Here is a 24,311-nt window from a genome sequence, read left to right on the forward strand (position 1 = left end):
CGTACGGCACGGGGGCGGGGAGCGCACGCGGCTCCCCGCCCCCGGCGCGTCCGCCTCCGGCGCTTCCGGCGCCGGTCAGCTGCCCGCGTCCGGGAAGAGCGAGGTGTACGCCCCCGTCGGTTCCTCCAGGCCGCGCGCGAAGGGCGCGTCGAAGTGCCACACCAGGAAGATCAGGAAGACGACGAGCGCGCTGAACAGCCCCGCGAGCATCACCTCCCGGCGCGAACGCTGGATCTGGAGCGTGAAGACCATCCCCACGGTCAGCGCCCCGCCCGCGATGAGCCCGAACCACACCACCGTCGGCAGCGTCGGCCCCGCCTGCCCGGCGCGCTCGGTCCGCGCGGCGTCCGCCGCCGCCACCTGGTCGACGACGCCCTGGTACGACTGCACCGCGCGCGGGTCGTCCGGCTCCACGGCCATCGCGTCCCGGCGCAGCCGCTCCAGCAACCGGTCGCCCTCGTCGGTCAGTTCGCCGGTGTCGAGCATCTCGGGCCACTCGTCCCGCACCGCGTACCGGACGTAGTCCGTGACGTCCCGGCGGATACGTTCGCGCTCCTCGGCCGGATAGACCTCCACCCGGCTGCTGACCTCGTGCAGCGCCAGGGCCTCCCGCTGGACGACCTCGTCGGCGGCGTTCCGCGACTCCCACACGCCCGCGATGGCCAGGCCCAGCACGATGGCGTACACCACGCCGATCATCATCGTCATGTACTCGATGACGTCCGGTGTCTCGGACGGGTCGTCGTCGTCCCCCACCCGCCGCTGGCGGAGGAAGACGACGCCGACGACGAGGCCGCACGCGACCAGCGTGCAGAGGGCGAGGATCAGCCACTGTGGCATCACGGACTCCTGGGGGTCCCTCAGCGGGACGGCTGCGAAGAGGACGACGGGGGACCACCGCTGCGGCCGCGGGGGCGCAGCGCGGCGGCGGCGAGTACGGCCGGGGCGACGATGAGCAGCGTCCGCGTGATCATCGACATCCCGGCGGGCGGGTCCGTACGGGGCGCCACCGCGTGCGCGACGACGGGCGACGGCGCCGGGTCCGGTGCACGGGTCGGGCCCGGCGCGGGTCGCGCGGACCTCTCCGGCGGGCGCGGGGGAGCGGGCGCGGGCCCGGTGGTGCGCCGTACGGGCTGGGTGGCGGGCGTGCGGGCGGCGGGAGGCGCCGGGGCGGGCGGCTCCGCGCGGGGCGGTGGCGGCGGGTCCGGTGCCGGTGTGGAGGGTGCGGGCGGGGTGGGAGCCGGGGTGGTGGTCGGCTCCGGTGGCGTGGGGGTTGGCGTCGGTGTCGGGCTCGGCGTCGGTGTCGGGCTCGGCGTGGGGGTCGGGGTCGGTGTGGGCGTGGGGGTGTGCGGCGGTCGCGGGCACGGCGGCCCGTGCAGCACGACGTGCGTCCGCAGGCCGCGCAGCCCGGCGCGCACCTCCACGACGCCGCCGCACCCGTGGTGGCCCGGGCGCACGATCACCACGGCGCGCGCGTCCCCGGCGCGCGCCGCGACCCGTACCCCGTCGACGGGGTCGACCCGTACGTCGGCACCGGGCCCCGGCGGGCGCGGCACGGCGGCGGCCGCCACCGGGGCGGATACGGCGGCGAGCACGGCGAGGCCCGCGGCGGCGGCCTGCCTGCGGCGGAGTCGTGTCGTCACAAGCAGAGAATGCGGAAGCGCGGGCGGCACTCCGCGGGAAACCGTCCGTTTGTCGCCCGAAGTGCTGAACTTCCCCGCCACGAGGCATGGTTGGCTGACGCCCGCCGTCGGCGCGGAGGGTCTCGTTCCGGTCCGTTCCGGCGTTCGTCCGACCTCTCGCCCTCTGTACCTACCAGTATGTACGATGCGCTCGTGAGCACCTCCGAGAAGCTCGTCGAGGCCGCCCAGGAACTCCTCTGGGAGCGCGGCTACGTGGGCACCAGCCCCAAGGCCCTGCAACGCCGCTCCGGCGCCGGACAGGGCAGCATGTACCACCACTTCCACGGCAAGCACGACCTGGCCCGTACGGCCATCCGCCGCACCGCCGAGGAGCTGCGCGCCACCGCCGAGGCCGATCTGGGCGGTGGGGGAGGCGCGGTGGAGCGGGTCGAGGCGTATCTCCTGCGCGAGCGCGACGTGTTGCGCGGCTGCCGACTCGGCGGGCTGGCACAGGACCCGGACGTCGCCGCGGACCCGGAGCTGCGGCGTCCGCTGGAGGAGACCTTCGGGTGGCTGCGCGGACGCCTCGCCGAGGTGCTGGAGGAGGGGCGTGCCGGTGGGGAGTTCACCGCCGCGCTCGACGCCCGCGACACGGCGGCGGCGGTCGTCGCCGTCGTACAGGGCGGCTACGTGCTCGCCCGCTCCGCCGCCGACCCCGCCCCGTTCCGGCAGGCGGTGGAGGGGCTGCTCGCGCTGCTCCGCGCGTCCGCCACCGCGCCCCGTCCGTAGCTCCCCGCCGACCGCGCCGCGCACCAGGGACCGTCCGGCGCGACCCGCCGCGGCCCACGGCGCGGACGACGCCGCCGACCCGACAACCCCCAGGAGGGCCGTGCCCGTGCACGCCATGCAGTACGAGATCACCCTGCCCGCCGACTACGACATGGGCGTCATCCGCGACCGCGTCGCCACCCGCGGCCACCTCCTCGACGGCGCCCCCGGCCTCGGCCTGAAGGCGTACGCGGTGCGGGAGCGCGGCCGGGACGGCTCCCCCGTCAACGAGTACGCGCCCTTCTACCTGTGGGACGACCCCGCCGCCCTGACCGGCTTCCTCCGCGGCCCCGGATTCGACGCCCTCAGCGGTGATTTCGGCCGTCCCTCCGTGCGCCACTGGCACACCGTCGCGCGCGAACACGGCTCCGCGCGCGCGGAGCCCCCGAACCGCGCCGAACGGACCGTACGGACGCTGCGTCCGGACACCCCGCTGGACCCGCAGCTCACCGAGGCGACGGAGGCGCTGCGGCGCACCGCGCGCGCGGACGGTGTGCACACGGCCGCGCTGGGGCTCGACCCGTACCGCTGGGAGCTGGTCCGCTTCGTCCTGCGCTCGGGCCCGCCCGCACCCGACGCCGACGAGGACCGCCCGTACGGGGCACCGGACGCGCCCACAGAGCGCTACACCGTGCTGCGCCTGTCCGAGGGCACCCCGGGCCCGCCCGGCTGACCGTCCGCACGGACCACGCCGACCGTACGGACGACACGTGCGGACCGACACGTGCGGACCGACACGTGCGGACCGGCGCCCACGGACCGCCCCGGTGCCCCCGCCGTACGGCCCCGCGCGGGGCGTGGCGCGCGCCGACTCCTCGGCCGGACCGCTGAACACGCCTCGTCCCGGACCAGACACAATGGGAGCATGACCGACTCCCTCGCTGACCCGCACACGCGGTACCCGGCCGGTGCCGACCCCGACGGCCCGGGGGGCCCCGACGGGCCGCGCGACATCGTGATCCTCGGCTCCACCGGTTCCATCGGCACCCAGGCCGTGGACGTGGTGCTGAACAACCCCGGCCGCTTCCGGGTGACCGGGCTGTCCGCGGCGGGCGGCAGGGTCGGACTGCTGGCCGGGCAGGCGCACCGGCTCCAGGTGCGTACGGTCGCGGTCGCCCGCGAGGACAAGGCGGTGGAGCTGCGGCAGGCGCTGCGCGCGGAGTACGGCGCGGGCGAGCCCGTGCCGGAGGTGCTGGCCGGGCCGGACGCCGCCACCGAACTGGCCGCCTCCGAGTGCCACACCGTGCTCAACGGCATCACCGGTTCCATCGGCCTCGCCCCCACCCTCGCCGCGCTCCGGGCGGGCCGACTGCTGGCGCTCGCCAACAAGGAGTCGCTGATCGTCGGCGGCCCGCTGGTCCGCGAGCTGGCCGCGCCGGGCCAGATCGTGCCCGTGGACTCCGAGCACTCCGCGCTGTTCCAGGCGCTGATGGGCGGCGCCCGCCGGGAGGTGCGCAAGCTGCTGGTCACCGCCTCGGGCGGCCCGTTCCGCGGTCGTACGCGCGCGCAGCTGGCCGGTGTCACCCCGCAGGAGGCGCTCGCCCACCCCACCTGGGCCATGGGCCCGGTGATCACGGTCAACTCCGCGACCCTGGTCAACAAGGGCCTGGAGGTCATCGAGGCCCACCTGCTCTACGACATCCCCTTCGACCGCATCCAGGTCGTCGTCCACCCGCAGTCCGCGATCCACTCGATGGTGGAGTTCACCGACGGCTCGACGCTCGCCCAGTGCGGCCCGCCCGACATGCGGCTGCCCATCGCGCTGGCGCTGGGCTGGCCGCGCCGGGTACCCGACGCCGGGCCGGTCTTCGACTGGACGCGGTCCATGTCGTGGGACTTCCACCCGCTGGACGAGGAGGCGTTCCCGTCCGTACCGCTCGCGTGCCACGTGGGGGCGCTGGGCGGCACCGCGCCCGCCGTCTTCAACGCGGCGAACGAGGAGTGCGTCGACTCCTTCCTCGCCGGGAGACTGCCGTTCACAGGAATTGTCGATACGGTCTCCGCTGTGGTCGGCGAACACACCGCGGAGCGCACGGCGACGGACTCCGCCGCGGGAACCGGCCTGACCCTGGACGATGTCCTGGCCGCCGAGGGATGGGCGCGCACCCGCGCCCGTGAGCTGGCGGCCCGGGCCGTAGTGGAGGCGCGCGCATGACGACGTTCATGACCATCCTCGGCATAGTCGTATTCGTCGTGGGCCTGCTGTTCTCCATCGCCTGGCACGAGCTGGGGCACCTCTCCACCGCGAAGATGTTCGGCATCCGGGTGCCGCAGTACATGGTGGGCTTCGGCCCGACGATCTTCTCCCGACGCCGCGGCGACACCGAGTACGGCGTGAAGGCGGTGCCCCTCGGCGGCTACATCCGCATGATCGGCATGTTCCCGCCCGGTGAGGACGGGGCACTGCGGCAGCGTTCCACGTCGCCGTTCCGCGGCATGATCGAGGACGCGCGCGCCGCCGCGTTCGAGGAGCTGCAACCCGGCGACGAGAAGCGGCTGTTCTACACGCGGAAGCCGTGGAAGCGGCTGATCGTGATGTTCGCCGGTCCGTTCATGAACCTGGTGCTGGCCGTCGTGATCTTCCTCGGCGTGCTGCTGACGTTCGGCGTCAACACGACCACCACCACCGTCTCCAGCGTCTCCGAGTGCGTCATCCAGGCGTCCGCCCGCACCGACAAGTGCACCGACGGCGCCAAGGACTCACCGGCCAAGGCCGCGGGCATGAAGCCCGGGGACGAGATCGTCGCGTTCAACGGCCACCCCGTCGAGGAGTGGGACGAGCTGCAGGCCGACATCCGCGACACCATCGGCCCGGCCACCCTCACCGTCGAACGGGACGGGCAGCGCCGGACGCTCCACGCGGACCTGGTCGAGAACCAGGTCGCGAAGTTCGACGGCCGCGGCGGCTACGTCGAGGGCGAGTACGTCACCACCGGCTTCCTCGGCTTCACCCCGGCCAGCGGCATCGTGGAGCAGTCGTTCCCGCAGGCCGTCGACCGCATGGGCGACATGATGGTCTCCGGCGTCGAGGCGCTGATCGATCTGCCGTCCAAGATCCCGGAGTTGTGGGACGCCGCCCTCGGCAACGCCGAGCGCGAGCAGGACTCCCCGATGGGTGTCGTCGGCGCCGCGCGGGTCGGCGGCGAGGTCTTCTCGCTGGACATCCCGCCGGAGCAGCGCGTCGCGACGATGCTGTTCCTGGTCGCGGGCTTCAACCTGTCGCTGTTCCTCTTCAACATGCTCCCGCTGCTGCCCCTCGACGGCGGCCACATGGCGGGCGCCCTGTGGGAGTCGCTGCGCCGCCAGGTGGCGCGCGTCCTGCGCCGCCCCGACCCGGGACCGTTCGACGTGGCGCGGCTGATGCCGGTCGCATACGTGGTGGCGGGAGTGTTCGTCTGCTTCACGCTGCTGGTCCTGGTGGCCGACGTGGTGAACCCCGTACGACTGACGGGTTGACCCCGAATGTCGCACTCCTCCGGGGTCGGTGGAGTGCGACATCGGCCCCGTGCCCGTGGCGTACTCTCGTCGCTGGAGCCCGTCGATCTCGGGACCTCGATTCACACCATGGGGTTGCACGCACGATGACAGCGATTTCGCTCGGAATGCCGTCCGTACCGATCAAGCTCGCGGAGCGCCGCAAGAGCCGGCAGATCCAGGTCGGCGCCGTGGCCGTCGGTGGTGACGCGCCGGTCTCCGTGCAGTCGATGACGACGACGCAGACCGCGGACGTCGGCGCCACGCTCCAGCAGATCGCCGAACTCACCGCGTCCGGCTGCCAGATCGTACGGGTGGCCTGCCCCACGCAGGACGACGCCGACGCGCTCGCGACGATCGCGAAGAAGTCGCAGATCCCCGTCATCGCGGACATCCACTTCCAGCCCCGCTACGTCTTCGCGGCGATCGACGCGGGCTGCGCGGCGGTGCGGGTGAACCCGGGCAACATCAAGCAGTTCGACGACAAGGTCAAGGAGATCGCCACGGCGGCGTCCGCGGCCGGGACCCCCATCCGGATCGGGGTCAACGCCGGTTCGCTCGACAAGCGGCTGCTCCAGAAGTACGGGAAGGCCACCCCGGAGGCGCTGGTGGAGTCGGCGCTGTGGGAGTGCTCGCTCTTCGAGGAGCACGGCTTCCAGGACATCAAGATCTCGGTCAAGCACAACGACCCCGTGGTCATGGTCAACGCCTACCGGCAGCTGGCCGCCCGGTGCGACTACCCGCTGCACCTCGGCGTGACCGAGGCGGGCCCCGCGTTCCAGGGCACCATCAAGTCGGCCGTCGCCTTCGGCGCGCTGCTGTCCGAGGGCATCGGTGACACCATCCGGGTCTCCCTCTCCGCGCCGCCCGCCGAGGAGTGCAAGGTCGGCATGCAGATCCTGGAGTCCCTCGGACTGCGCGAGCGGCGCCTGGAGATCGTCTCCTGCCCGTCCTGCGGCCGCGCCCAGGTCGACGTGTACAAGCTGGCCGAGGAGGTCACCGCCGGGCTCGACGGCATGGAGGTCCCGCTGCGCGTGGCCGTCATGGGCTGTGTCGTGAACGGTCCCGGCGAGGCCCGCGAGGCCGACCTCGGGGTCGCCTCCGGCAACGGCAAGGGCCAGATCTTCGTCAAGGGCGAGGTCATCAAGACCGTTCCCGAGTCGAAGATCGTCGAGACGCTGATCGACGAGGCCATGAAGATCGCGGAGCAGATGGAGCGGGACGGCGTCGCCTCCGGCCAGCCCGTCGTCACGGCGGCGGGCGAGTAACGCCCGTACGCTCCCGGCGCGTCCGCCCGCACGTCCCGTACGTCCGCGCCGTGCGCCCCCGCCGCCCCCGTGCGCGCGGGCGTACGGCAGCGGGGCGGGCGCGCCGGAGGTACAGTGCGGGGAGATCGTTCCCACGCCCACGGACAGCACCGCGAGGCAGCCAGCACGTGTTGACGACTCCCACCACCAAGGTCCTCGATTCCGGCGAACTCGAGGCGACTCTCGACGTGTTGCGCCGCGAGCCGGTCAACAACGCCTTCGTCGCCGCCCGCGTGCAGGACGCCGGGCTCGACCCCTGGCGCCTGGGCGGCGAGATGTGGGGCTGGTACGACCACGGCCGTCTGGAGTCCCTCTGCTACGCGGGCGCCAACCTGGTGCCCCTCTGCGCCGGTCCCGAGGCCATACGCTCCTTCGCCGACCGGGCCCGCCGCCAGGGCCGCCGCTGCTCGTCCATCGTCGGCCCGGCCGGTCCGACGGCCGGGCTGTGGTCCCTGCTGGAGCCGTACTGGGGCCCCGCCCGTGACGTACGCGCCTGCCAGCCGCTGATGGTCACCGACCGCACGGCCCCGGCGGACGTCACCCCGGACCCGGCGGTGCGCCGGGTGCGCAAGGACGAGATGGACCTCGTGATGCCCGCCTGCGTCGCGATGTTCACCGAGGAGGTCGGGGTGTCGCCGCTGGCGGGCGACGGCGGGCTGATCTACCAGGCGCGGGTCGCCGAAATGGTCGGCGCGGGGCGCTCGTTCGCCCGGGTCGAGGACGGCCGTGTCGTCTTCAAGGCGGAGATCGGCGCCGCCACCCCGTACGCCTGCCAGATCCAGGGCGTCTGGGTCGCCCCCGACCGGCGCGGCGAGGGCCTGTCGGTGACGGGGATGGCCGCCGTGCTGCGGTACGCGCTGCGCGAGTTCTCGCCCGTCGCCAGCCTCTACGTGAACGACTTCAACACCGCCGCCCGCGCCGCCTACCGCAGGGTCGGCTTCCGGGAGAACGGCGCGTTCATGAGCGTCCTGTTCTAGCGCCCGGTTCCCGAGCCCTCTTCCCGCGTCCGGTCGGAAGCCGCCGCGACGGGTCGCGTACGGGCCGCCTTTAGTAGCCTCCCCGCCATGAGGCCATTCTCCGGGCACCACGCCCCGGACCCCCGGGAGATCACCGTCGGCCCGCTCGATCTCGCCGCGCGGGTGGACGACGCCCTCGCCGTCCAGGCGCTCGCCTTCGGGCTGACGGACGACGAGATCGCCGTCCGCCACCACATCGTGCTGCGGCACTTCGCCGCCCCGTCGACGCGCGCGCTCGGCGCGACGACGCAGGAGGGGCGGCTGGTGGGCTTCGTGTACGGGATGCCCAACGACCGCACGCAGTGGTGGTCCACCGTCGTCCAGCCGTACCTGCGGCAGGAGGGCAACGACGGCTGGCTCAGCGACTCGTTCGTCGTCACCGAGCTGCACGTGCACCCGGCCTTCCAGCACCGCGGCGTCGGGCGGCGGCTGATCACGGAGCTGGTGTCCGCGGCGACCGAGCCGCGTTCGCTGCTCTCCGCCCTCGACCGGGAGAGCCCCGCCCGCGCCCTCTACCGCTCGCTCGGCTACCACGACCTCGCCCGCCGCGTACGCTTCCCCTCCGCCCCCAGCCCGTACGCGGTGATGGGCGCGTGGCTGCCCCTGCGGTGACCCGCGCGGCCCGCGGCGGGGGAGCGAAGTCCCCGCGTGGGCGCGGAGAACGCGTTTTCGCGACCTGAACGTCAGCGGATATCGTTTCGTCTCAGCTTTCCCCTCAACGCAATCCGCTCGCAGGAGATCCCCATGGCAGCCCGTGTCCAGCGCTTGTCCCGGTCGATGCTGAAGACGCTGCGCGACGACCCGGCCGACGCCGAGACGATCAACCACAAGCTGCTCGTGCGCGCCGGTTACGTCCGCCGCACCGCCGCCGGCATCTGGACCTGGCTGCCGCTCGGCAAGCGGGTCCTGGAGAACGTCACGCGCGTCGTCCGCGAGGAGATGGACGCGATCGGCGGTCAGGAGGTGCTGCTGCCCGCGCTGCTGCCGAAGGAGCCGTACGAGCAGTCGGGGCGCTACGAGGAGTACGGCCCGCTGCTGTTCCGCCTCCAGGACCGCAAGGGCGCCGACTACCTCCTCGGGCCCACGCACGAGGAGATCTTCACGCAGGTCGTCAAGGACCAGTGCTCCTCGTACAAGGACCTGCCGGTGCGGATCTACCAGATCCAGATCAAGTACCGCGACGAGGCCCGGCCGCGTTCCGGCATCCTGCGGGGGCGCGAGTTCACGATGAAGGACTCGTACTCCTTCGACGTGAGCGACGATGCGCTGGCCGCCTCGTACGCGCTGCACCGGGGCGCGTACCAGCGGATCTTCCAGCGGCTCGGCCTCGACTACCGCATCGTGTCGGCCGTGTCCGGCGCGATGGGCGGCTCCGCGTCGGAGGAGTTCCTCGCGCCCGCCGCCGCCGGTGAGGACACCTTCGCGAACTGCCCGAACTGCGACTACGCCGCCAACACCGAGGCCGTCACCGTCACCGTGCCCGCCGTCGACCCCTCCGGCCACCCCCCGGTCGAGGAGCTGGACACCCCGGACACCCCGACCATCGAGTCGCTGGCCGAGCACCTCGGCGTGCCCGCCTCGGCCACGCTGAAGAACCTGCTGGTCAAGGTCGACGGGGAGATCACCGCCGTCGCCGTGCCCGGTGACCGCGAGGTCGACCTCGGCAAGCTCGGCGAGCATCTCGCCCCGGCCGAGGTCGAGTTGGTGACCGCCGAGGACTTCACCGGCCGTCCCGACCTCGTACGCGGCTACGTCGGCCCGCAGGGCGGCATGGCGGGCAAGGCGTTCCGCTACCTCGCGGACCCCCGCGTCGCCCCCGGCACCTCCTGGGTCACCGGCGCCAACAAGCCGGACACGCACGCCCGCAACGTCGTCTGCGGCCGCGACTTCGAGGTCGACCAGTACCTGGACGTCGCCGTCGTCGTCCCCGGCGACCCCTGCCCCCGCTGCGGCACCGGCCTCCAGCTGGACCGCGCGATCGAGATCGGCCACATCTTCCAGCTCGGCCGGAAGTACGCCGACACCTTCGAGCTGGACGTCCTCGGGCAGGACGGCAAGCCCGTACGCGTCACCATGGGCTCGTACGGCATCGGCGTCACCCGCGCCGTCGCCGCGCTCGCGGAGCAGACCTCCGACGAGCAGGGCCTGTGCTGGCCGCGCGAGGTGGCGCCCGCGGACGTGCACGTCGTCGCGGCGGGCAAGGCGACGCAGACGGAGCTGGCGCTGGAGGTGTCGGAACGGCTCGGCGCCGCGGACGTACGCGTCCTCGTGGACGACCGCGCCGGGGTGTCGCCGGGTGTGAAGTTCACCGACGCGGAACTGATCGGCGTGCCCACCATCCTGGTCGTCGGGCGCGGCGCGAAGGACGGGCTGGTCGAGCTGAAGGACCGCCGTACGGGCGAGCGCGAGGAGCTGACCGTGGACGAGGCGGTCGCTCGCCTCACCGCGCTGGTGGCCGCGCCGGAGGGCGCCGGGGCCGCCGCGGAGTGAGCCGCGGAGGGGTACGGGCGCGCGCCGCCCGTACCCCGCGCCCCACCCGGGGCACGGGTCGCCGGGTCACGGCCGCCGGGTCACAGCCACCCGGCGAACTCCAGCAGCGCCTCGCCCTCCGCCCGCCGCCCCCGCGCGAGATGCCGTACGCCCGACTCCACCGCCCGGTAGCGCGTCCAGCCGCGCAGCCGCTCCCGGTCCACGTCGAGCGCGTCGGCCAGCTTGCCGAGCCGCCGCCGGGCGATCGCGGCGGCGCCGCCGGACGCCATCAGGTCGTGCAGCCGGTCGCGCGCCAGCCGCGCCAGGTCGTACGCCCGCTCACCCACGAGCGGTTCGGGCCCCGCCGCCAGCCACGGCGTACGCCCCGTGTCGGACGCGAGTACGGCGCCCTGGCGGAAGTCCCCGTGCAGCAGCACGGCCTCCGCCGGGTCCGCCACGAGCGCCGCGCGCGCCGCCAACGCCTCGTCCACCAGCGGGCGTACGTCGGCGTCGGCTCCCGCGCGCACCCGCTCCGCACCGGCGGCGGTGTGCTTCTCCACGGTCTCGAACGCGTGCCCCTCCGGTGGCGCCACCCACAGCCGCCGCAGCGCCGATGTGGCCTCCAGCGTGGCCTTCGCCTCCGCCAGCGAGCGCAGGGACACCTCCCCGTGCAGCCGTTCCAGCAGCAGCGCGCCGTCGTCGGGCCGCGCGTCCAGCAGCCGTACGGCGCCCCGCCCGTCCCAGTGCGCCAGCGCCGCCGCCTCCCGGGCCGCGGCCTCCCGCGCGGTGCCCCCGACCGGCGTCGCCAGCTTCAGCGCGGCGGGCGTGCCGTCCGCCCGCCGTACGAGCACCACGAGGCTGCCGCGCCCACCCGGCGACACCACCCGCTCCGCCGTCAACCCCCAGTGCGCCAGGGCCCGTTCCCGCAGCTCCGGCAGTTCCGCCAGCCAGCGCGCGGCGACGGCCGGTTCGGGATGCCCCTCCAGCGCGCGTGCCAGCCGCTGCGGAGGGTCGGGGTGCGGGGCGGAGGGCATGCCGTACGGGCCTTTCCGATCGGGCGGGATGCGGTCAGAGCGTCCGGGGCCGAACGTCCGGCGAGCCCGAGGTGCTCGGTCGCGCCTGCGCGGAGCGTTCGGTGAGCCCAGGGAAGGCTACGCCGCCCCCGCGCCACCGCGCCGCCCGGACCGCCGCCTCCCGCAGCGCGCCCGCCGCCTCCCGCCGCCGGTCGCCCCCGCTCGCCCGCACCAGGTCCGCGTAGACCGCGGCGACCCGGTCCTCCAGCTCGGCCGCGAGCCGTACGGCGGCCGGGCCGTCCGGGACGCCGAACGGCAGCGCGTACGCGGCGGCCGCCGGTTCCGGGGTGTCGCCCAGGTCCCGTACGGAGCGCCACAGGGCGTCCCGCCGCGCGCGGTGCGCGTCGTACGCCGCGCGCGCCTCGTCCTGGCGGCCGTCCTCGACGCGCCCGCCGACGACGCCGTAGCCGTACACGGCGGCGTGCTCGGCGGCCAACGCCGCCTGCACCGCGGCCAGTTCGCCGTCCGCCAGCTCCCCGTCGGTCATGAACCGCTCCCCGTCAGCAGGTACGCGTGCACAGCGCCGGAAGCGGCCACGGAGGCCAGCAGCCGGGCCAGCTCGGGCGGCGCGGCGGCGAGCGCGCGGGTGCGCGCGTCGGCCGTACGGCGTTCGGCGGCGGCCACGGCGGCCAGCGCCTCCCCGCGGTCGTCCGGTACGCCGCCCCGACCGGCCGCCGGGTTCTTCGCGTCACCGTCACGGCCCGGCGGCGCGCTCTCCGGGCGCTCCGGACCGTCCAGCTCCCCGACGTGCCGTACGACCTCCGCGCGCAGCGGCTCCAGCCGGTCGGCCAGGTCGGGGTGGGCGGCGGCCGTACGGTCGTACAGCGCCAGCAGCTCCACGCTGTCCCGGGCGGCCGCCCGCCGCAACTTCCGCGCGCCGTCGGACCGTTCGTGTCCCGAGGCGTCGCCGTCGTCGGAGCAGGCGCCGGTCAGCCCCGTGGCACCGACGGCGCACACGGCCCCCGCCAGCAGCGATCTCCGTCGGGGCCGCGCGGCGTCGCGCGGAGGCGTGAGCGGCATGGTCTGCACTCCCTGAGCAGTGGCGCGTCCCCGTGCGGGGAAGGGTGGGGGTCCCGGTCGGTCCCGGTCGGGTGGCTCGGCGCACGGCCCGGCAGCGGCCGTCACGCCAGGTGAGGGTACCTGTGTGATTTCCCGCTTAGCCGTCGGGCCGCCTCCGGCGCGCCCGCGGCGCACTCCAGCGGCGCAACGCGGCGGACCGGCGGCTCCCCGGGCGCGCCGACCGCGCGCGCCGGGGGCGGCCCCGCCGTTCGCGGTCGGCGTCGCACCCCGCAGGCGCTAGGCTTTGACCTCGACACGCGACGTTCCCTACAACAGCACACGCGGCCGAGGAGTCACCCGGATGAGCACCACCCAGAGCGAGAGGCTTCGCGGACTGCTGGAGCCACTCGTCGGCGAGAGGGGACTGGATCTCGAAGAGATCACCGTGACCCCCGCCGGGAAACGGCGCGTGCTGCGCGTCGTCGTCGACTCTGCGGACGGCGTCGAACTCGACCTGTGCGCCGAGTTGAGCCGCGGCTTCTCCCAGGTGCTGGACGACTCGGACGCCATGGGCGGCGCACCGTACGTCCTGGAGGTCACCTCGCCCGGCGTCGACCGTCCGCTCACCGAGCGCCGCCACTACGAGCGCGCCGTCGGCCGCCTGGTCAAGGCGCGGCTGAGCGAGGGCGGGGAGCTGGTCGCCCGGCTCACCGCCGTGGACGACGACGGGCTGGACGTCGAGGTGCCCGGCGTGAAGGGGCGGAAGCCGACGCACCGGCGTCTCGCCTGGGACGAGGTCGCCGGGGCGCGCGTCGAGATCGAGTTCAACCGCAAGGCCGCGGAGCAGCGTGCGGACGACGTGTCCGCGGCGGATCACGACGAGAGCCAGGAGGAGGCGTAGCCGTGGACATCGACATGAGTGCCCTGCGGGGACTGGTCCGGGAGAAGGAGATCTCCTTCGACCTGCTGGTCGAGGCGATCGAGTCGGCCCTCCTCATCGCGTACCACCGCACCGAGGGAAGCCACCGCGACGCGCGCGTGGAGCTGGACCGCAAGACCGGGCACGTGACCGTGCACGCGAAGGAGAGCCCGGACGACCTGGAGGAGGGCGCGGAGCCGCGCGAGTTCGACGACACGCCCAGCGGCTTCGGGCGCATCGCTGCCACCACGGCGAAGCAGGTCATCCTCCAGCGGCTGCGGGACGCCGAGGAGGAGGTCACCTTCGGCGAGTACGCGGGCCGCGAGGGCGACATCGTCGCCGGGGTGGTGCAGCAGGGCAAGGACCCGCGCAGCGTGCTGGTCGACATCGGCAAGCTGGAGGCCATCCTCCCGCCGCAGGAGCAGGTGCCCGGTGAGGACTACGCGCACGGCACCCGGCTGCGGACGTACGTGGTGCGGGTCGCCAAGGGCGTGCGCGGCCCGTCCGTGACGCTGTCCCGTACGCACCCCAGCCTGGTGAAGAAGCTGTTCGAGCTGGAGGTCCCGGAGATCGCCGACGGTTCGGTGGAGATCGCCGCCATCGCGCGCGAGGCCGGGCACCGTACGAAGATCGCCGTACGCTCCACGCGGTCCGGCCTGAACGCCAAGGGCGCCTGCATCGGCCCCATGGGCGGCCGGGTGCGGAACGTGATGGCGGAGCTGCACGGCGAGAAGATCGACATCGTCGACTGGTCCGAGGACCCGGCCGACCTGGTGGCCAACGCCCTGTCCCCGGCCCGGGTCAGCAAGGTCGAGATCGTGGACATGGCGGCCCGTTCGGCGCGCGTCATCGTCCCGGACTACCAACTCTCGCTCGCCATCGGCAAGGAGGGGCAGAACGCCCGCCTCGCCGCCCGGCTGACCGGCTGGCGCATCGACATCCGCCCGGACACGGCGGCGGACGGCGCGGCACCGGACGGCGAGCGGGGCGAGCGGGACCGGGAGCGTACGGCCGAGCAGCCCTGAGCCGGGTGCCGGGAGCGGATCGTACGGGCGCCCGCCCGCGCGGTCCGCTCCCGCCCGTTCGGGAGCACGCGGGCGGGCGCTCGGCCAGTGGCGGCGGCCGGACCCCTGGGGGAGTCGGACGGCCGCGGGGAGGTAGACTTGAGGATGTCTGACCGGACGCGTGCCCGTGCATGCCCCGAACGAACGTGTGTGGGGTGCCGGGAGCGTTCGGCGAAACGTGACCTGCTGCGTGTGGTGTTGATCGAGAGCCGGTGTGTTCCCGATCTTCGCGGTACGCTGCCTGGCCGGGGTGCGTACGTGCACCCTGCACAGACCTGTGTCGATCTGGCGGTCCGCCGCCGGGCGTTCCAGAGGGCCTTCCGGGCCCCGGGCACGCTCGAAACCGCGGAGCTGCAGACCTCACCGCAGGTGACACCGTAAGAGAGACCGGTGCGGGGTTCCCGCACGGGTTCTGGTACCTCGCGAGTCGGAAGTAGGTCGAGATTGCGATGAGCACTCGATGAGTACGCGATGAGTACGCCCATGCACAAGTAGCGAAGGTCCGGCGGACACCCAACCCCGGACCGTAAAGGAGCGAAGTGGCTAAGGTCCGGGTATACGAGCTCGCCAAGGAGCTTGGGGTGGAGAGCAAGGTCGTCATGGCCAAGCTCCAAGAACTTGGTGAATTCGTCCGTTCGGCGTCCTCGACCATCGAGGCGCCCGTGGTCCGCAAGCTGACCGACGCGTTCGACGCGGGCAGCGGCGGCGCCGCCAAGAAGTCCGCCGCGAAGCCCGCGGCACCGAAGAAGCCCGCGGCGCCCAAGCCGGGCGCGAGCGCGGCACCCAAGCCGGGTGCGCCCAAGCCGGGCGTCCCGAAGCCGGGGCAGCCCCCGGTGCGGCCCGAGCCGCAGGCCCCCGCGCCCGCGGCCGAGGCGCCCCAGCAGGAGGCGCCCGCGGCACCGCGCCCCGGGCCGAAGGCGCCCGCGCCGAAGCCGGCGCCCGCGCAGCCCGCGGCACCGGCGAAGCCCGAGTTCACGGCGCCGCCCGCGGCGACGCCGCGGCCCGGCGCGCCCAAGCCGGGTGCGCCCCGTCCCGCCCCGGGCGCCAAGCCCGGCGGCCAGGGCGGCGGCCAGCAGGCACCGAAGCCGGGCGGCGGCCGTCCGACCGGCCCGCGTCCGGGCAACAACCCGTTCACGTCCGGCGGTTCGACCGGCATGGCGCGCCCGCAGGCGCCCCGTCCCGGCGGCGCGCCGAAGCCCGGTGGCGGCCGTCCGCCGCAGCCCGGCCAGGGCCAGGGCGGCGGACCCCGTCCGCAGGCTCCGGGTGGCGGTCGCGCCACCCCGGGCAACATGCCGCGCCCGCAGGGCGCTCCCAGCCAGGGCGGTCCCCGTCCCGGCGGCGGCAACCGCCCCAACCCGGGCATGATGCCGCAGCGTCCGGCCGCGGGTGCCCGTCCGGGCGGTCCCGGCCGCGGCGGTCCCGGCGGCGGTGGCGGCGCACGTCCCGGCGGTGCCGGTGGCGGTCGTCCCGGCGGCGGTGGCGGCGGCTTCGCCGGTCGCCCCGGCGGTCCCGGTGGTGGCGGCGGTGGCCGTCCCGGTGGTGGCGGCGGTTTCGCCGGTCGTCCCGGCGGCGGTGGCCGTCCCGGTTTCGCGGGCCGTCCCGGCGGTCCCGGTGGCCGCGGTGGCACGCAGGGCGCGTTCGGCCGTCCCGGCGGTCCGGCTCGCCGTGGGCGCAAGTCCAAGCGGCAGCGCCGCCAGGAGTACGAGCAGATGCAGGCGCCGTCGGTGGGCGGCGTGATGCTGCCGCGCGGCAAGGGCGAGACCGTCCGGCTGTCGCGCGGTGCGTCCCTCACGGACTTCGCGGAGAAGATCAACGCGAACCCGGCGTCCCTCGTGCAGGTCATGCTGAACCTGGGCGAGATGGTCACCGCGACCCAGTCGGTGCCGGACGAGACGCTGAACCTCCTCGGCGAGGAGATGAACTACGTCGTCCAGATCGTCAGCCCGGAGGAGGAGGACCGCGAGCTGCTCGGGTCCTTCGACATCGAGTTCGGTGAGGACGAGGGCGGTGAGCAGGCGCTCATGCCGCGTCCGCCGGTCGTGACCGTCATGGGTCACGTCGACCACGGCAAGACGCGTCTGCTGGACGCGATCCGCAAGACCAACGTCATCGAGGGCGAGGCCGGCGGCATCACCCAGCACATCGGCGCGTACCAGGCGTCGACGTCGGTGAACGGCCAGGAACGCAAGATCACGTTCATCGACACCCCGGGCCACGAGGCGTTCACCGCCATGCGTGCCCGTGGTGCCAAGTCGACGGACATCGCGATCCTCGTCGTCGCCGCCAACGACGGCGTCATGCCGCAGACGGTGGAGGCGCTGAACCACGCCAAGGCCGCCGACGTGCCGATCGTCGTCGCGGTCAACAAGATCGACGTCGAGGGCGCGGACCCGACCAAGGTCCGCGGTCAGCTGACCGAGTTCGGGCTGGTGGCCGAGGAGTACGGCGGCGACACCATGTTCGTCGACATCTCCGCCAGGCAGGGCGAGAACATCGAGGCGCTGCTGGAGGCCGTCGTCCTCACCGCGGACGCCGCGCTCGACCTGCGGGCCAACCCGGAGCAGGACGCGCAGGGCATCGCGATCGAGGCGCACCTCGACCGCGGTCGCGGCGCCGTGGCGACCGTGCTGGTCCAGCGCGGCACGCTGCGGGTCGGCGACACCATGGTCGTGGGCGACGCCTACGGCCGGGTGCGCGCGATGCTCGACGACAAGGGCGAGCAAATCAAGGAAGCCCTGCCGTCGACGCCGGTCCTGGTGCTCGGTCTCACCAACGTGCCGGGCGCGGGCGACAACTTCCTGGTGGTCGACGAGGACCGGACGGCCCGTCAGATCGCGGAGAAGCGCGCCGCCCGCGAGCGGAACGCGGCCTTCGCCAAGCGGACCCGCAGGGTCTCGCTGGAGGACCTGGACAAGGTGCTCAAGGCCGGTCAGGTGCAGCAGCTCAACCTCATCATCAAGGGCGACGCGTCCGGTTCGGTCGAGGCCCTGGAGTCCTCGCTGCTCCAGCTCGACGTCGGCGAGGAGGTCGACCTGCGCGTCCTGCACCGGGGCGTGGGTGCGGTCACCGAGACCGACATCGACCTGGCGACCGGCTCCGACGCCATCGTCATCGGCTTCAACGTGCGCGCCGAGGGGCGTGCCACGCAGCTGGCCGACCGCGAGGGCGTGGACGTCCGGTACTACTCGGTGATCTACCAGGTCATCGAGGAGATCGAGGCGGCCCTGAAGGGCATGCTCAAGCCGGAGTACGAGGAGATCGAGCTGGGCACGGCGGAGATCCGCGAGGTCTTCCGCTCGTCCAAGCTCGGCAACATCGCGGGTGTCCTGGTCCGTTCCGGAGAGGTCCGCCGGAACACCAAGGCGCGGCTGCTGCGCGACGGCAAGGTCGTCGCGGAGAACCTCAACATCGAGGGTCTGCGGCGCTTCAAGGACGACGTCACCGAGATCCGTGACGGCTTCGAGGGCGGTATCAACCTCGGCAGCTACAACGACATCAAGATCGACGACACCATCGCGACGTACGAGATGCGGGAGAAGCCGCGCGGCTGACGCGGCACGACCGGCGGGCGCGGCACGACCGCGCCCGCCGGTCCCACGGGGCCGGTCGGCGGAGGGAAACTCCGTCGATCGGCCCCGGCGTTCCCCGTACGATCACCGGATGTACGTGGGGACTCTCTCTTTCGACCTGCTGCTGGGCGACGTGCGTTCGCTCAAGCAGAAGCGGTCGGTCGTCCGCCCGATCGTCGCGGAGCTGCAACGGAAGTACGCGGTGAGCGCGGCGGAGGTCGGCGACCAGGACCTGCACCGCAGGGCCGTGATCGGCCTGGCGGTGGTGGCGGGTGACACGGGGCACGTGACGGACGTGCTCGACCGGTGCGAACGCGCCGTCGCGGCGCGGCCGGAGGTGGAACTGCTGTCGGTACGGCGGCGGTTGCACGGCGACGAAGACGAACAGTGAGCGGGACAGGAGACGGACCAGTGGCCGACAATGCGCGGGCGAAGAGGTTGGCTGACCTCATCCGTGAGGTGGTCGCGGAGAAGCTGCAACGGGGCATCAAGGACCCGCGGTTGGGCTCGCACGTGACGATCACGGACACGCGGATCACCGGTGATCTGCGGGAGGCGACCGTCTTCTACACGGTGTACGGCGACGACGAGGCGCGGCAGCAGGCCGCGCAGGGGCTGGAGAGCGCCAAGGGCATGCTGCGTTCCGCGGTGGGCGCGGCGGCCGGGGTGAAGTTCACGCCGACGCTGGCGTTCGTGGCGGACGCGGTGCCCGACAACGCGCGGCAGATCGACGACCTGCTGGCCCGCGCGCGTGCCTCCGACGAGCAGGTGCGCAAGGCGTCGTCCGGCGCGGTGTACGCGGGCGAGGCCGACCCGTACCGCAAGCCCGCGGACGAGGACGCCGACGCGGACTCCGACGTGGAGGCGGACGGCGACGTGGACGGCGGCTCCGACCGGGGCGCGGCTGAGTGAAGCGCGGCAGCCCGTACGAGCCCGGCGGGCTCGTCATCGTCGACAAGCCCGCCGGGCACACCTCCCACGACGTGGTCGCGAAGCTCCGCGGCATGGCCCGTACCCGCCGGGTGGGGCACGCGGGGACGCTCGACCCGATGGCCACCGGGGTGCTGGTGCTGGGGGTGGAGCGGGCCACGAAGCTGCTCGGGTTCCTGGCGCTGACGGAGAAGGAGTACGTCGGCACCGTACGGCTCGGGCAGAGCACCCTGACCGACGACGCGGAGGGCGAGCCGACCGCGTCCCGGGACGCCTCCGGGGTGACCCGGGAGCAGATCGAGGCGGGCGTCGCGGAGTGGACCGGCGACGTGATGCAGGTGCCGTCGAAGGTCAGCGCGATCAAGATCGACGGCAAGCGCTCGTACAAACGGGCCCGGGACGGCGACGACTTCGAGATCCCGGCGCGTCCGGTGACGGTCTCGTCGTTCGTGGTGCACGGCGTGCACGAGGAGCGGGCGGAGGACGGCACGCCCGTGCTGGACGTGCTGGTCTCGGTGGTGTGCTCCTCCGGTACGTACATCCGCGCGCTCGCCCGCGACCTGGGCGCCGGGCTCGGCGTCGGCGGGCATCTGACGGCGCTGCGGCGCACCCGGGTCGGCCCGTACGGGCTGGACACCGCGCGCACGTTGGAGAAGCTCCAGGCGGAGCGGGACGGGTCCGACGCGATCGGGCTGCTGCCGCTGGCGGACGCGGCGTCGGCGGCGTTCCCGCGCTGGGACGTGGACGACCGGCGGGCGGGTCTGCTGGCCAACGGCGTGCAGATCGCGCTGACCGGTCCGGCGGCCGGGGCCGGGGACGGCGTGCCGGTGGCCGCGTTCGGACCGGACGGCCGGTTCGTGGCGCTGGTCGAGGGGCACGCGGGGCGGGCCCGGAGCCTGGCGGTGTTCGCGCCGCCGCGCGACTGAACGGTCGTACGGGCGCGGGGCGGAGACGTTCGGCCCGCACCTTCCGGGGGTGACTCCCCGGCGGGTGCGGGCCGTTCGCGTGCCGGGACGGGGCAGGCCGTGGCCCGGCGTGGTGCGGTGTCCGACGTGGTGTCGCTGAGCGGTGCCGTGCGGTGCGTTGCGGGCGGAGGCGGACCGCCGTGGGGCGGTTGCCGCGGCGCGCGGTCGGGCCGGGGCAGCCGACCCACGGCCCCCCTCCTGGGCCCCCTTTGTCTCTCTGTCCACTCCTCGGCGCGGTTTCACCCTGACGAGCGGGCGCGCGGAGTGAACTGACGGCGTGAAAGGGGGCGCGTTCCGTCGAGTGCCGTTCCCGCTGATCATCCGCGCCCTACGGTCGGGGCACGAGGTCGGTCGGGCGGGGAGGTTCGGCGATGGTTTCGGCGACGGTGCGGACCTCGCTGGTCCGCATCTGCGATCTGGCGGGACGTGAACGCGGCACCGGATTCGCCGCGGACGCCCTCGGCACGCTGGTCACCAGTCACGAGACCGTGGACGGTCTCAGCAGGGTCGTGGTCCACGCGCCGGGCGAACGCACCCGGCTCGTCGAGTCCGCGCACATCACGCCGCTGCCGGAGTGGGATCTCGCGCTGCTCCACACGGAGGGCCTGGGCCTCACCCCGCTCGTGACGGGAGCCGAACGGGCCCGCCCCGAGGGCACCCCCGTACGCCTCTGGGAGGACGGCTGGCTGGACGCCCGGATCAGCGGCACCACCCCCGCCACGTACACCTCGACCGAGCGCTTCCACCCGCTCGACGACGTCCTCGTCCTCGACGTGCCGCGCGAAGCCGCCACCCGGCTGCGGCTGAGCAGGCGGGCCTCGGGTTCGCCGGTGCTCGACGCGGAGACGGGCGCGGTGCTGGCCGTGCTGGGCACGGCGCTGCACGCGCCGGGCGGCGGCTTCGCGGCGTACGGCGTCCAGCCGCGGGTGCTGGCGCCGCTGGAGCCCGGCGGCCCGCTGGCCCGCCTGCTGGCGCGGAACGGCGTCACCGTCCCCGGCTTCGGCCCGGACCTGAACCTGGCCGGGACCCTGCGGCTCACCGAGGGCTGCGCGGGGCCGATCGCGGACGGTGCGCGGAAGCCGACCGTACGGCCCGAAGTCGTCGACGAGCTGCGGTCGTTCGGGAACAGCGGCGCCTCGGTGACGGCGTTGGTCGGTGAGCCGGGCACCGGCCGTACGACGGAGCTGGCCGCGTTCGCCGCCCGGCGCTCGCGGGGCGTGGCGCCCGCGCCGAGCGTCTGGCTGCGCGGCGCCGACCTGCGGGCGGACGACGCCGGGGTGCGGGACGCGGTGGGGCGGGCCCTGACGGCGGCCGACCGCGACGTACGGTCCGGGGGCGGGTCGGAGCGGTCGGGCGGCGGGTCCGTCAACGCGGACGTCGTGGCGCGGCTGGCCCGGGACGCCGGGCGCTCCCTGGTGGTGCTGCTCGACGCGCCGGAGGAGCTGCCGCCGGAGCTGGCGCACGGCCTGCGGCGCTGGACGTTGAGCACGTCGGGCTGGTTGCGGGCGGCGGGGGCGCGGCTCGTGCTGGCGTGCAGGCCGGAGTTCTGGGAGCGGGCGGGCGCGCTCTTCCCGGCGGAGATGCTCCACGTACCGGGCGGGGGCGCGGACGTGTCCGCCGTGGGCGCGCGCGGGCGCAGCGCCGCCGTGCTGCCGCCCTGTCTGCGGATCGGTGACCTGCCGCCCCGACAGGCGGCGCGCGTACGGGCGTACCACGGACTGCCGGACGGCGCGCTCACCCCGGCGGACGCGGGGCACCCGCTCGCGGTGCGCGTGCTCGCGGAGATCCGCGCGGCCCAGCGGCCGGGCGACGACCGGGCCCCGGGCGGTGCCCAGGCCCCGGGCGGCGACGCCGGGGACGGTGCGGCGGCCGACGCCGCCGCCGCGGCGCCCGCGCACGGACGGCGCCCGCCGCCGTCCCGCGGCGAGGTCTTCGCCGTCCACCTCGACCTGCTGGCGCTGCGCGTCGCCGTACGGCTCGGCCGTACGGCCCGACCGGGCGGTGCCGCGCCCGCGGCGGTGCGGCGGCTGGCGGTACGGGTCGCGGGTCAGCTGCACGAGGCGGCGCGGCGCTGTCTGGGGCCGGGCGAGGGGGCGCTGGACCGGGCGGGTTTCGAGGAGCTGTTCCCGCGCGGCGGCGGCTGGGCGGCGGCCGTGCTGGCGGAAGGGGTGCTGACGGCGGCGGGGGACGGGTACCGGTTCGCCGACGAGGAGTTCGGCGAATGGCTCCAGGGCCGGCACCTGGGGCTGGACGCCGCGCTGGAGTCGTTGGTACGTCCCGCCGACAGGCGCGCGGCGTTGCCGGTGACGGTGCCACGGCACCGCATCGGGCCCGTGGTGCAGGCGCTGCTCCAGACCGCCGACCACCCGGGGCCGCTGACGCTCGCCCGCCACCTGCTCGGGCTGGTCCGCGCGCTCCCCGGCGCGGACGCCCCACCGCGCGCCGTCGGCGCGACCGGCGGCCCGTACGCCCCGCGCGCGCCCGGTGGCTCCGGCGTACGGGACGGCGCGGGGCCGTCGTGGGCGGTCGTGCCGTACGGGCCGACCGCGCCCGCCGACCCCGAACGCGCCTGGTGGGCCGCGCACCTGCTCGGTGAGACGCTGCTCCGGCTGCCGGACGCCACCCCGTACCTGCGGGTGCTGACCGCGCTCGCGGACCACATCGCGGCGAGCGGCGGCACGGGCGACTTCGGGCCGTGGTTCTGGCGGCGGCTGCCGCTGGGCACCGCCGACCGGATCGGGCTGCTGCGCCGCCTGCTGCCCACCGACGCGCCGTACGACGCCGCCCGCCCCGGCGGCCGGCACCTGGACGCCGTCGGCGCGCTGCTCGCCGCCGAGCCGCACACCGTACGCCCGCTGCTGTGCGACTGGTTCGACGACGAGCGCCCCCTCGCCGCACCCGTACCCGCCCCCGCGCGGTCCGGGGAGCCCGCGCCGACGGTCGCCGCCGCCGCGCTCGCGCTGCTGCACACCCACCGCAGGCCGGACACCGACGCCCTGGCCGACATGCTCGTCGGTGTGGACCACCCGCGCGCCGCCGAGCTGCTGGCCGAACTCGCCCGCGACGAGCCCGCCTCGATGTGCCGCGCCGTCGAGCGCTGGGCCCGCGACCGGCGCCCGGAGCGGCGGGCGGCGGCCGCGGCGTACGGGCTGCGGACGGCCCGCCACGTACGCACCGACACCGGCCGCGAACTGCTGCGCCTCGCCGCGCTGGAGCTGCTGCGGCGGCCCGGCGACCAGCCGTCGGCCCCCGCGCTGGCGCTGCTCGTCCGCGATCCGGCCAGCCGGGCCCGGCACCTGGACGAGGCGCTGGCCCACTTCGCGGACACCGGCTCGCCCGTGCTCGCGAGCGCGTTCGGCGCGGCGCTGGCCACCCATCCCGAGCCGGTGTTCGCGGCGCTGCGGGACGGTCCGCGCGGCCCGTCCGGCGTCGCGGCCCGGGACGGCGGTGTGGCCCTGCTGCTGCGCGCGCTGGCGGAGCTGCCGGGCGCGGGCGGGCGTACGGGGGCCCGGCCCGGTACGGGTCCGGGGACCGCCGCGCGGCTCGCCGCCCTCGTACGGGAACGCGCGGACCACGGGCGCCCGCGGGGCGCGGGCGAGGCGGTGGCGGCCTTCGTGGGGCGGCGTCTGGACCAGGGCGCGGCGGCGCGTGGCGTGCTCGTACCGTTGGCCGACGCGGTCGCGCGGGCGCGCAACGCCGCCGTACGGGCGCCTCTCGGCGAGGTGCTCGGCGCGGGGCGCGGGCCGCTCCGTGACGAGCTGCTCACCGTCCTGCTCGGCCGTGAGCGCGACCCGGTCGTGCTGGACGGCGTCCTCGACGCGACCGTACGCGCCCACGGCGCCGACACCCCGGCGGAGGAGGTGCGGCGGGCCGGGCTGCTGATGGCGCGTACGCCGCGGGGCGCCGCCCTCCTCGCGCGCCGTACCGCCGCGCTCTCCCGCGACGTGCCCGGCTTCGCGGAGCGGCTGCGGTCCTGGTCGGCGGCGGACCCCGGCGCCTGGGCGGCGCTGGGCGCACCCGGCGCGCCCGCGCTGCCGCCCGCCCCGGCGGGCGCGTAGGCCCACCGGGGGTGCGGG

21 protein-coding genes are annotated in these 24,311 nt (G+C 74.9%); 16 read left to right on the top strand and 5 right to left on the bottom strand.

Features of this window, described 5'->3' with window-relative positions; all coding sequences use genetic code 11:
- Positions 1–75: 75 nt before the first annotated feature.
- Together D7M15_RS22460 and D7M15_RS28600 are read right to left on the bottom strand one after the other, a co-directional pair.
- Positions 76–840 carry a DUF4239 domain-containing protein gene (locus D7M15_RS22460; protein ID WP_121519144.1) on the bottom strand — a complete coding sequence of 255 codons (765 nt, stop codon included), beginning with the start codon at positions 838–840 and terminating at the stop codon, positions 76–78.
- A gap of 20 nt (positions 841–860) precedes the next feature.
- Positions 861–1,643 carry a hypothetical protein gene (locus D7M15_RS28600; RefSeq protein WP_165906173.1) on the bottom strand — a complete coding sequence of 261 codons (783 nt, stop codon included), beginning with the start codon at positions 1,641–1,643 and terminating at the stop codon, positions 861–863.
- A gap of 177 nt (positions 1,644–1,820) precedes the next feature.
- On the opposite strand from D7M15_RS28600, the gene D7M15_RS22470 reads away from it, so the two are divergent.
- The 8 genes from D7M15_RS22470 (at position 1,821) to D7M15_RS22505 (ending at position 10,737) form a co-directional block, all read left to right on the top strand.
- Positions 1,821–2,411: a TetR/AcrR family transcriptional regulator gene (locus tag D7M15_RS22470; RefSeq protein WP_121519146.1), complete on the top strand. Its 591-nt coding sequence runs from the start codon at positions 1,821–1,823 to the stop codon at positions 2,409–2,411.
- Positions 2,412–2,526: 115 nt separating this feature from the next.
- Entirely contained in the window at positions 2,527–3,123 is a 597-nt protein-coding gene (locus D7M15_RS22475) for a DUF4865 family protein (RefSeq protein WP_346428836.1), read from the top strand.
- A gap of 192 nt (positions 3,124–3,315) precedes the next feature.
- Positions 3,316–4,605 carry a 1-deoxy-D-xylulose-5-phosphate reductoisomerase gene (gene dxr / locus D7M15_RS22480; protein ID WP_206337407.1) on the top strand — a complete coding sequence of 430 codons (1,290 nt, stop codon included), beginning with the start codon at positions 3,316–3,318 and terminating at the stop codon, positions 4,603–4,605.
- Complete coding sequence (locus D7M15_RS22485) at positions 4,602–5,906, top strand: site-2 protease family protein (protein ID WP_121519147.1); 1,305 nt, start codon at positions 4,602–4,604, stop codon at positions 5,904–5,906. Before dxr ends, D7M15_RS22485 begins: the two co-directional genes overlap by 4 nt.
- 125 nt (positions 5,907–6,031) lie before the next feature.
- Entirely contained in the window at positions 6,032–7,192 is a 1,161-nt protein-coding gene (gene ispG / locus D7M15_RS22490) for a flavodoxin-dependent (E)-4-hydroxy-3-methylbut-2-enyl-diphosphate synthase (RefSeq protein WP_121519148.1), read from the top strand.
- Between the two features lie 167 nt (positions 7,193–7,359).
- Positions 7,360–8,208 (top strand): GNAT family N-acetyltransferase, encoded by an 849-nt coding sequence (locus D7M15_RS22495; RefSeq protein WP_121519149.1) that lies wholly within the window; start codon positions 7,360–7,362, stop codon positions 8,206–8,208.
- An 87-nt stretch (positions 8,209–8,295) separates the two neighbouring features.
- Entirely contained in the window at positions 8,296–8,859 is a 564-nt protein-coding gene (locus D7M15_RS22500; protein WP_121519150.1) for a GNAT family N-acetyltransferase, read from the top strand.
- 132 nt (positions 8,860–8,991) lie between these two features.
- Complete coding sequence (locus tag D7M15_RS22505; RefSeq protein WP_121519151.1) at positions 8,992–10,737, top strand: proline--tRNA ligase; 1,746 nt, start codon at positions 8,992–8,994, stop codon at positions 10,735–10,737.
- An 80-nt stretch (positions 10,738–10,817) separates the two neighbouring features.
- On the opposite strand, the gene D7M15_RS22510 is transcribed toward D7M15_RS22505, so the two are convergent.
- From D7M15_RS22510 to D7M15_RS28265, 3 genes are read right to left on the bottom strand one after another with little or no spacing between them, the layout of a single operon-like run.
- Entirely contained in the window at positions 10,818–11,750 is a 933-nt protein-coding gene (locus D7M15_RS22510; RefSeq protein WP_121519152.1) for an aminoglycoside phosphotransferase family protein, read from the bottom strand.
- 34 nt (positions 11,751–11,784) lie between these two features.
- Entirely contained in the window at positions 11,785–12,276 is a 492-nt protein-coding gene (locus tag D7M15_RS22515) for a ferritin-like domain-containing protein (protein ID WP_121519153.1), read from the bottom strand.
- Positions 12,273–12,809, bottom strand: a complete 537-nt coding sequence (locus tag D7M15_RS28265) for a hypothetical protein (protein ID WP_127201783.1) — start codon at positions 12,807–12,809, stop codon at positions 12,273–12,275. The genes D7M15_RS22515 and D7M15_RS28265 overlap by 4 nt, the downstream gene beginning before the upstream one ends.
- Before the next feature lie 340 nt (positions 12,810–13,149).
- Here D7M15_RS28265 and rimP point away from each other — a divergent pair, with 340 nt between their 5' ends.
- From rimP to D7M15_RS22560, 8 genes are all read left to right on the top strand, one after another.
- On the top strand, positions 13,150–13,689 hold the full coding sequence (gene rimP / locus D7M15_RS22525) for a ribosome maturation factor RimP (protein ID WP_121519155.1): 540 nt from the start codon (positions 13,150–13,152) through the stop codon (positions 13,687–13,689).
- A gap of 2 nt (positions 13,690–13,691) precedes the next feature.
- The gene (gene nusA, locus D7M15_RS22530) at positions 13,692–14,732 is read left to right on the top strand and encodes a transcription termination factor NusA (RefSeq protein WP_121519156.1); all 1,041 of its coding nucleotides are present in this window, start codon (positions 13,692–13,694) and stop codon (positions 14,730–14,732) included.
- A gap of 144 nt (positions 14,733–14,876) precedes the next feature.
- A complete protein-coding gene (locus D7M15_RS22535) occupies positions 14,877–15,152 on the top strand; it encodes a YlxR family protein (RefSeq protein ID WP_121521243.1) in 276 nt (91 codons plus the stop codon).
- A gap of 158 nt (positions 15,153–15,310) precedes the next feature.
- On the top strand, positions 15,311–18,322 hold the full coding sequence (infB, locus tag D7M15_RS22540; RefSeq protein WP_121519157.1) for a translation initiation factor IF-2: 3,012 nt from the start codon (positions 15,311–15,313) through the stop codon (positions 18,320–18,322).
- 109 nt (positions 18,323–18,431) lie between these two features.
- Positions 18,432–18,731, top strand: a complete 300-nt coding sequence (locus D7M15_RS22545; RefSeq protein WP_121519158.1) for a DUF503 domain-containing protein — start codon at positions 18,432–18,434, stop codon at positions 18,729–18,731.
- Positions 18,732–18,751: 20 nt separating this feature from the next.
- Positions 18,752–19,252, top strand: coding sequence for a 30S ribosome-binding factor RbfA (gene rbfA / locus D7M15_RS22550; protein ID WP_121519159.1), 501 nt, complete (start codon positions 18,752–18,754; stop codon positions 19,250–19,252).
- Positions 19,249–20,196 (top strand): tRNA pseudouridine(55) synthase TruB, encoded by a 948-nt coding sequence (gene truB, locus D7M15_RS22555; RefSeq protein ID WP_121519160.1) that lies wholly within the window; start codon positions 19,249–19,251, stop codon positions 20,194–20,196. Before rbfA ends, truB begins: the two co-directional genes overlap by 4 nt.
- 410 nt (positions 20,197–20,606) lie before the next feature.
- Positions 20,607–24,293: a trypsin-like peptidase domain-containing protein gene (locus D7M15_RS22560; RefSeq protein WP_121519161.1), complete on the top strand. Its 3,687-nt coding sequence runs from the start codon at positions 20,607–20,609 to the stop codon at positions 24,291–24,293.
- Positions 24,294–24,311: the final 18 nt, after the last annotated feature.

This window comes from Streptomyces sp. Z26 (assembly GCF_003665095.1).
GTDB classification, from domain to species: domain Bacteria; phylum Actinomycetota; class Actinomycetes; order Streptomycetales; family Streptomycetaceae; genus Streptomyces; species Streptomyces phytohabitans.

Coding starts and splice junctions, on each gene's coding strand:
- D7M15_RS22460 (WP_121519144.1), bottom strand. CDS start 840: ATGCCACAGTGGCTGATCCTCGCCCTCTGCACGCTGGTCGCGTGCGGC.
- D7M15_RS22470 (WP_121519146.1), top strand. CDS start 1,821: ATGTACGATGCGCTCGTGAGCACCTCCGAGAAGCTCGTCGAGGCCGCC.
- D7M15_RS22475 (WP_346428836.1), top strand. CDS start 2,527: ATGCAGTACGAGATCACCCTGCCCGCCGACTACGACATGGGCGTCATC.
- dxr (WP_206337407.1), top strand. CDS start 3,316: ATGACCGACTCCCTCGCTGACCCGCACACGCGGTACCCGGCCGGTGCC.
- D7M15_RS22485 (WP_121519147.1), top strand. CDS start 4,602: ATGACGACGTTCATGACCATCCTCGGCATAGTCGTATTCGTCGTGGGC.
- ispG (WP_121519148.1), top strand. CDS start 6,032: ATGACAGCGATTTCGCTCGGAATGCCGTCCGTACCGATCAAGCTCGCG.
- D7M15_RS22500 (WP_121519150.1), top strand. CDS start 8,296: ATGAGGCCATTCTCCGGGCACCACGCCCCGGACCCCCGGGAGATCACC.
- D7M15_RS22505 (WP_121519151.1), top strand. CDS start 8,992: ATGGCAGCCCGTGTCCAGCGCTTGTCCCGGTCGATGCTGAAGACGCTG.
- D7M15_RS22510 (WP_121519152.1), bottom strand. CDS start 11,750: ATGCCCTCCGCCCCGCACCCCGACCCTCCGCAGCGGCTGGCACGCGCG.
- D7M15_RS22515 (WP_121519153.1), bottom strand. CDS start 12,276: ATGACCGACGGGGAGCTGGCGGACGGCGAACTGGCCGCGGTGCAGGCG.
- D7M15_RS28265 (WP_127201783.1), bottom strand. CDS start 12,809: ATGCCGCTCACGCCTCCGCGCGACGCCGCGCGGCCCCGACGGAGATCG.
- rimP (WP_121519155.1), top strand. CDS start 13,150: ATGAGCACCACCCAGAGCGAGAGGCTTCGCGGACTGCTGGAGCCACTC.
- D7M15_RS22535 (WP_121521243.1), top strand. CDS start 14,877: ATGTCTGACCGGACGCGTGCCCGTGCATGCCCCGAACGAACGTGTGTG.
- D7M15_RS22545 (WP_121519158.1), top strand. CDS start 18,432: ATGTACGTGGGGACTCTCTCTTTCGACCTGCTGCTGGGCGACGTGCGT.
- D7M15_RS22560 (WP_121519161.1), top strand. CDS start 20,607: ATGGTTTCGGCGACGGTGCGGACCTCGCTGGTCCGCATCTGCGATCTG.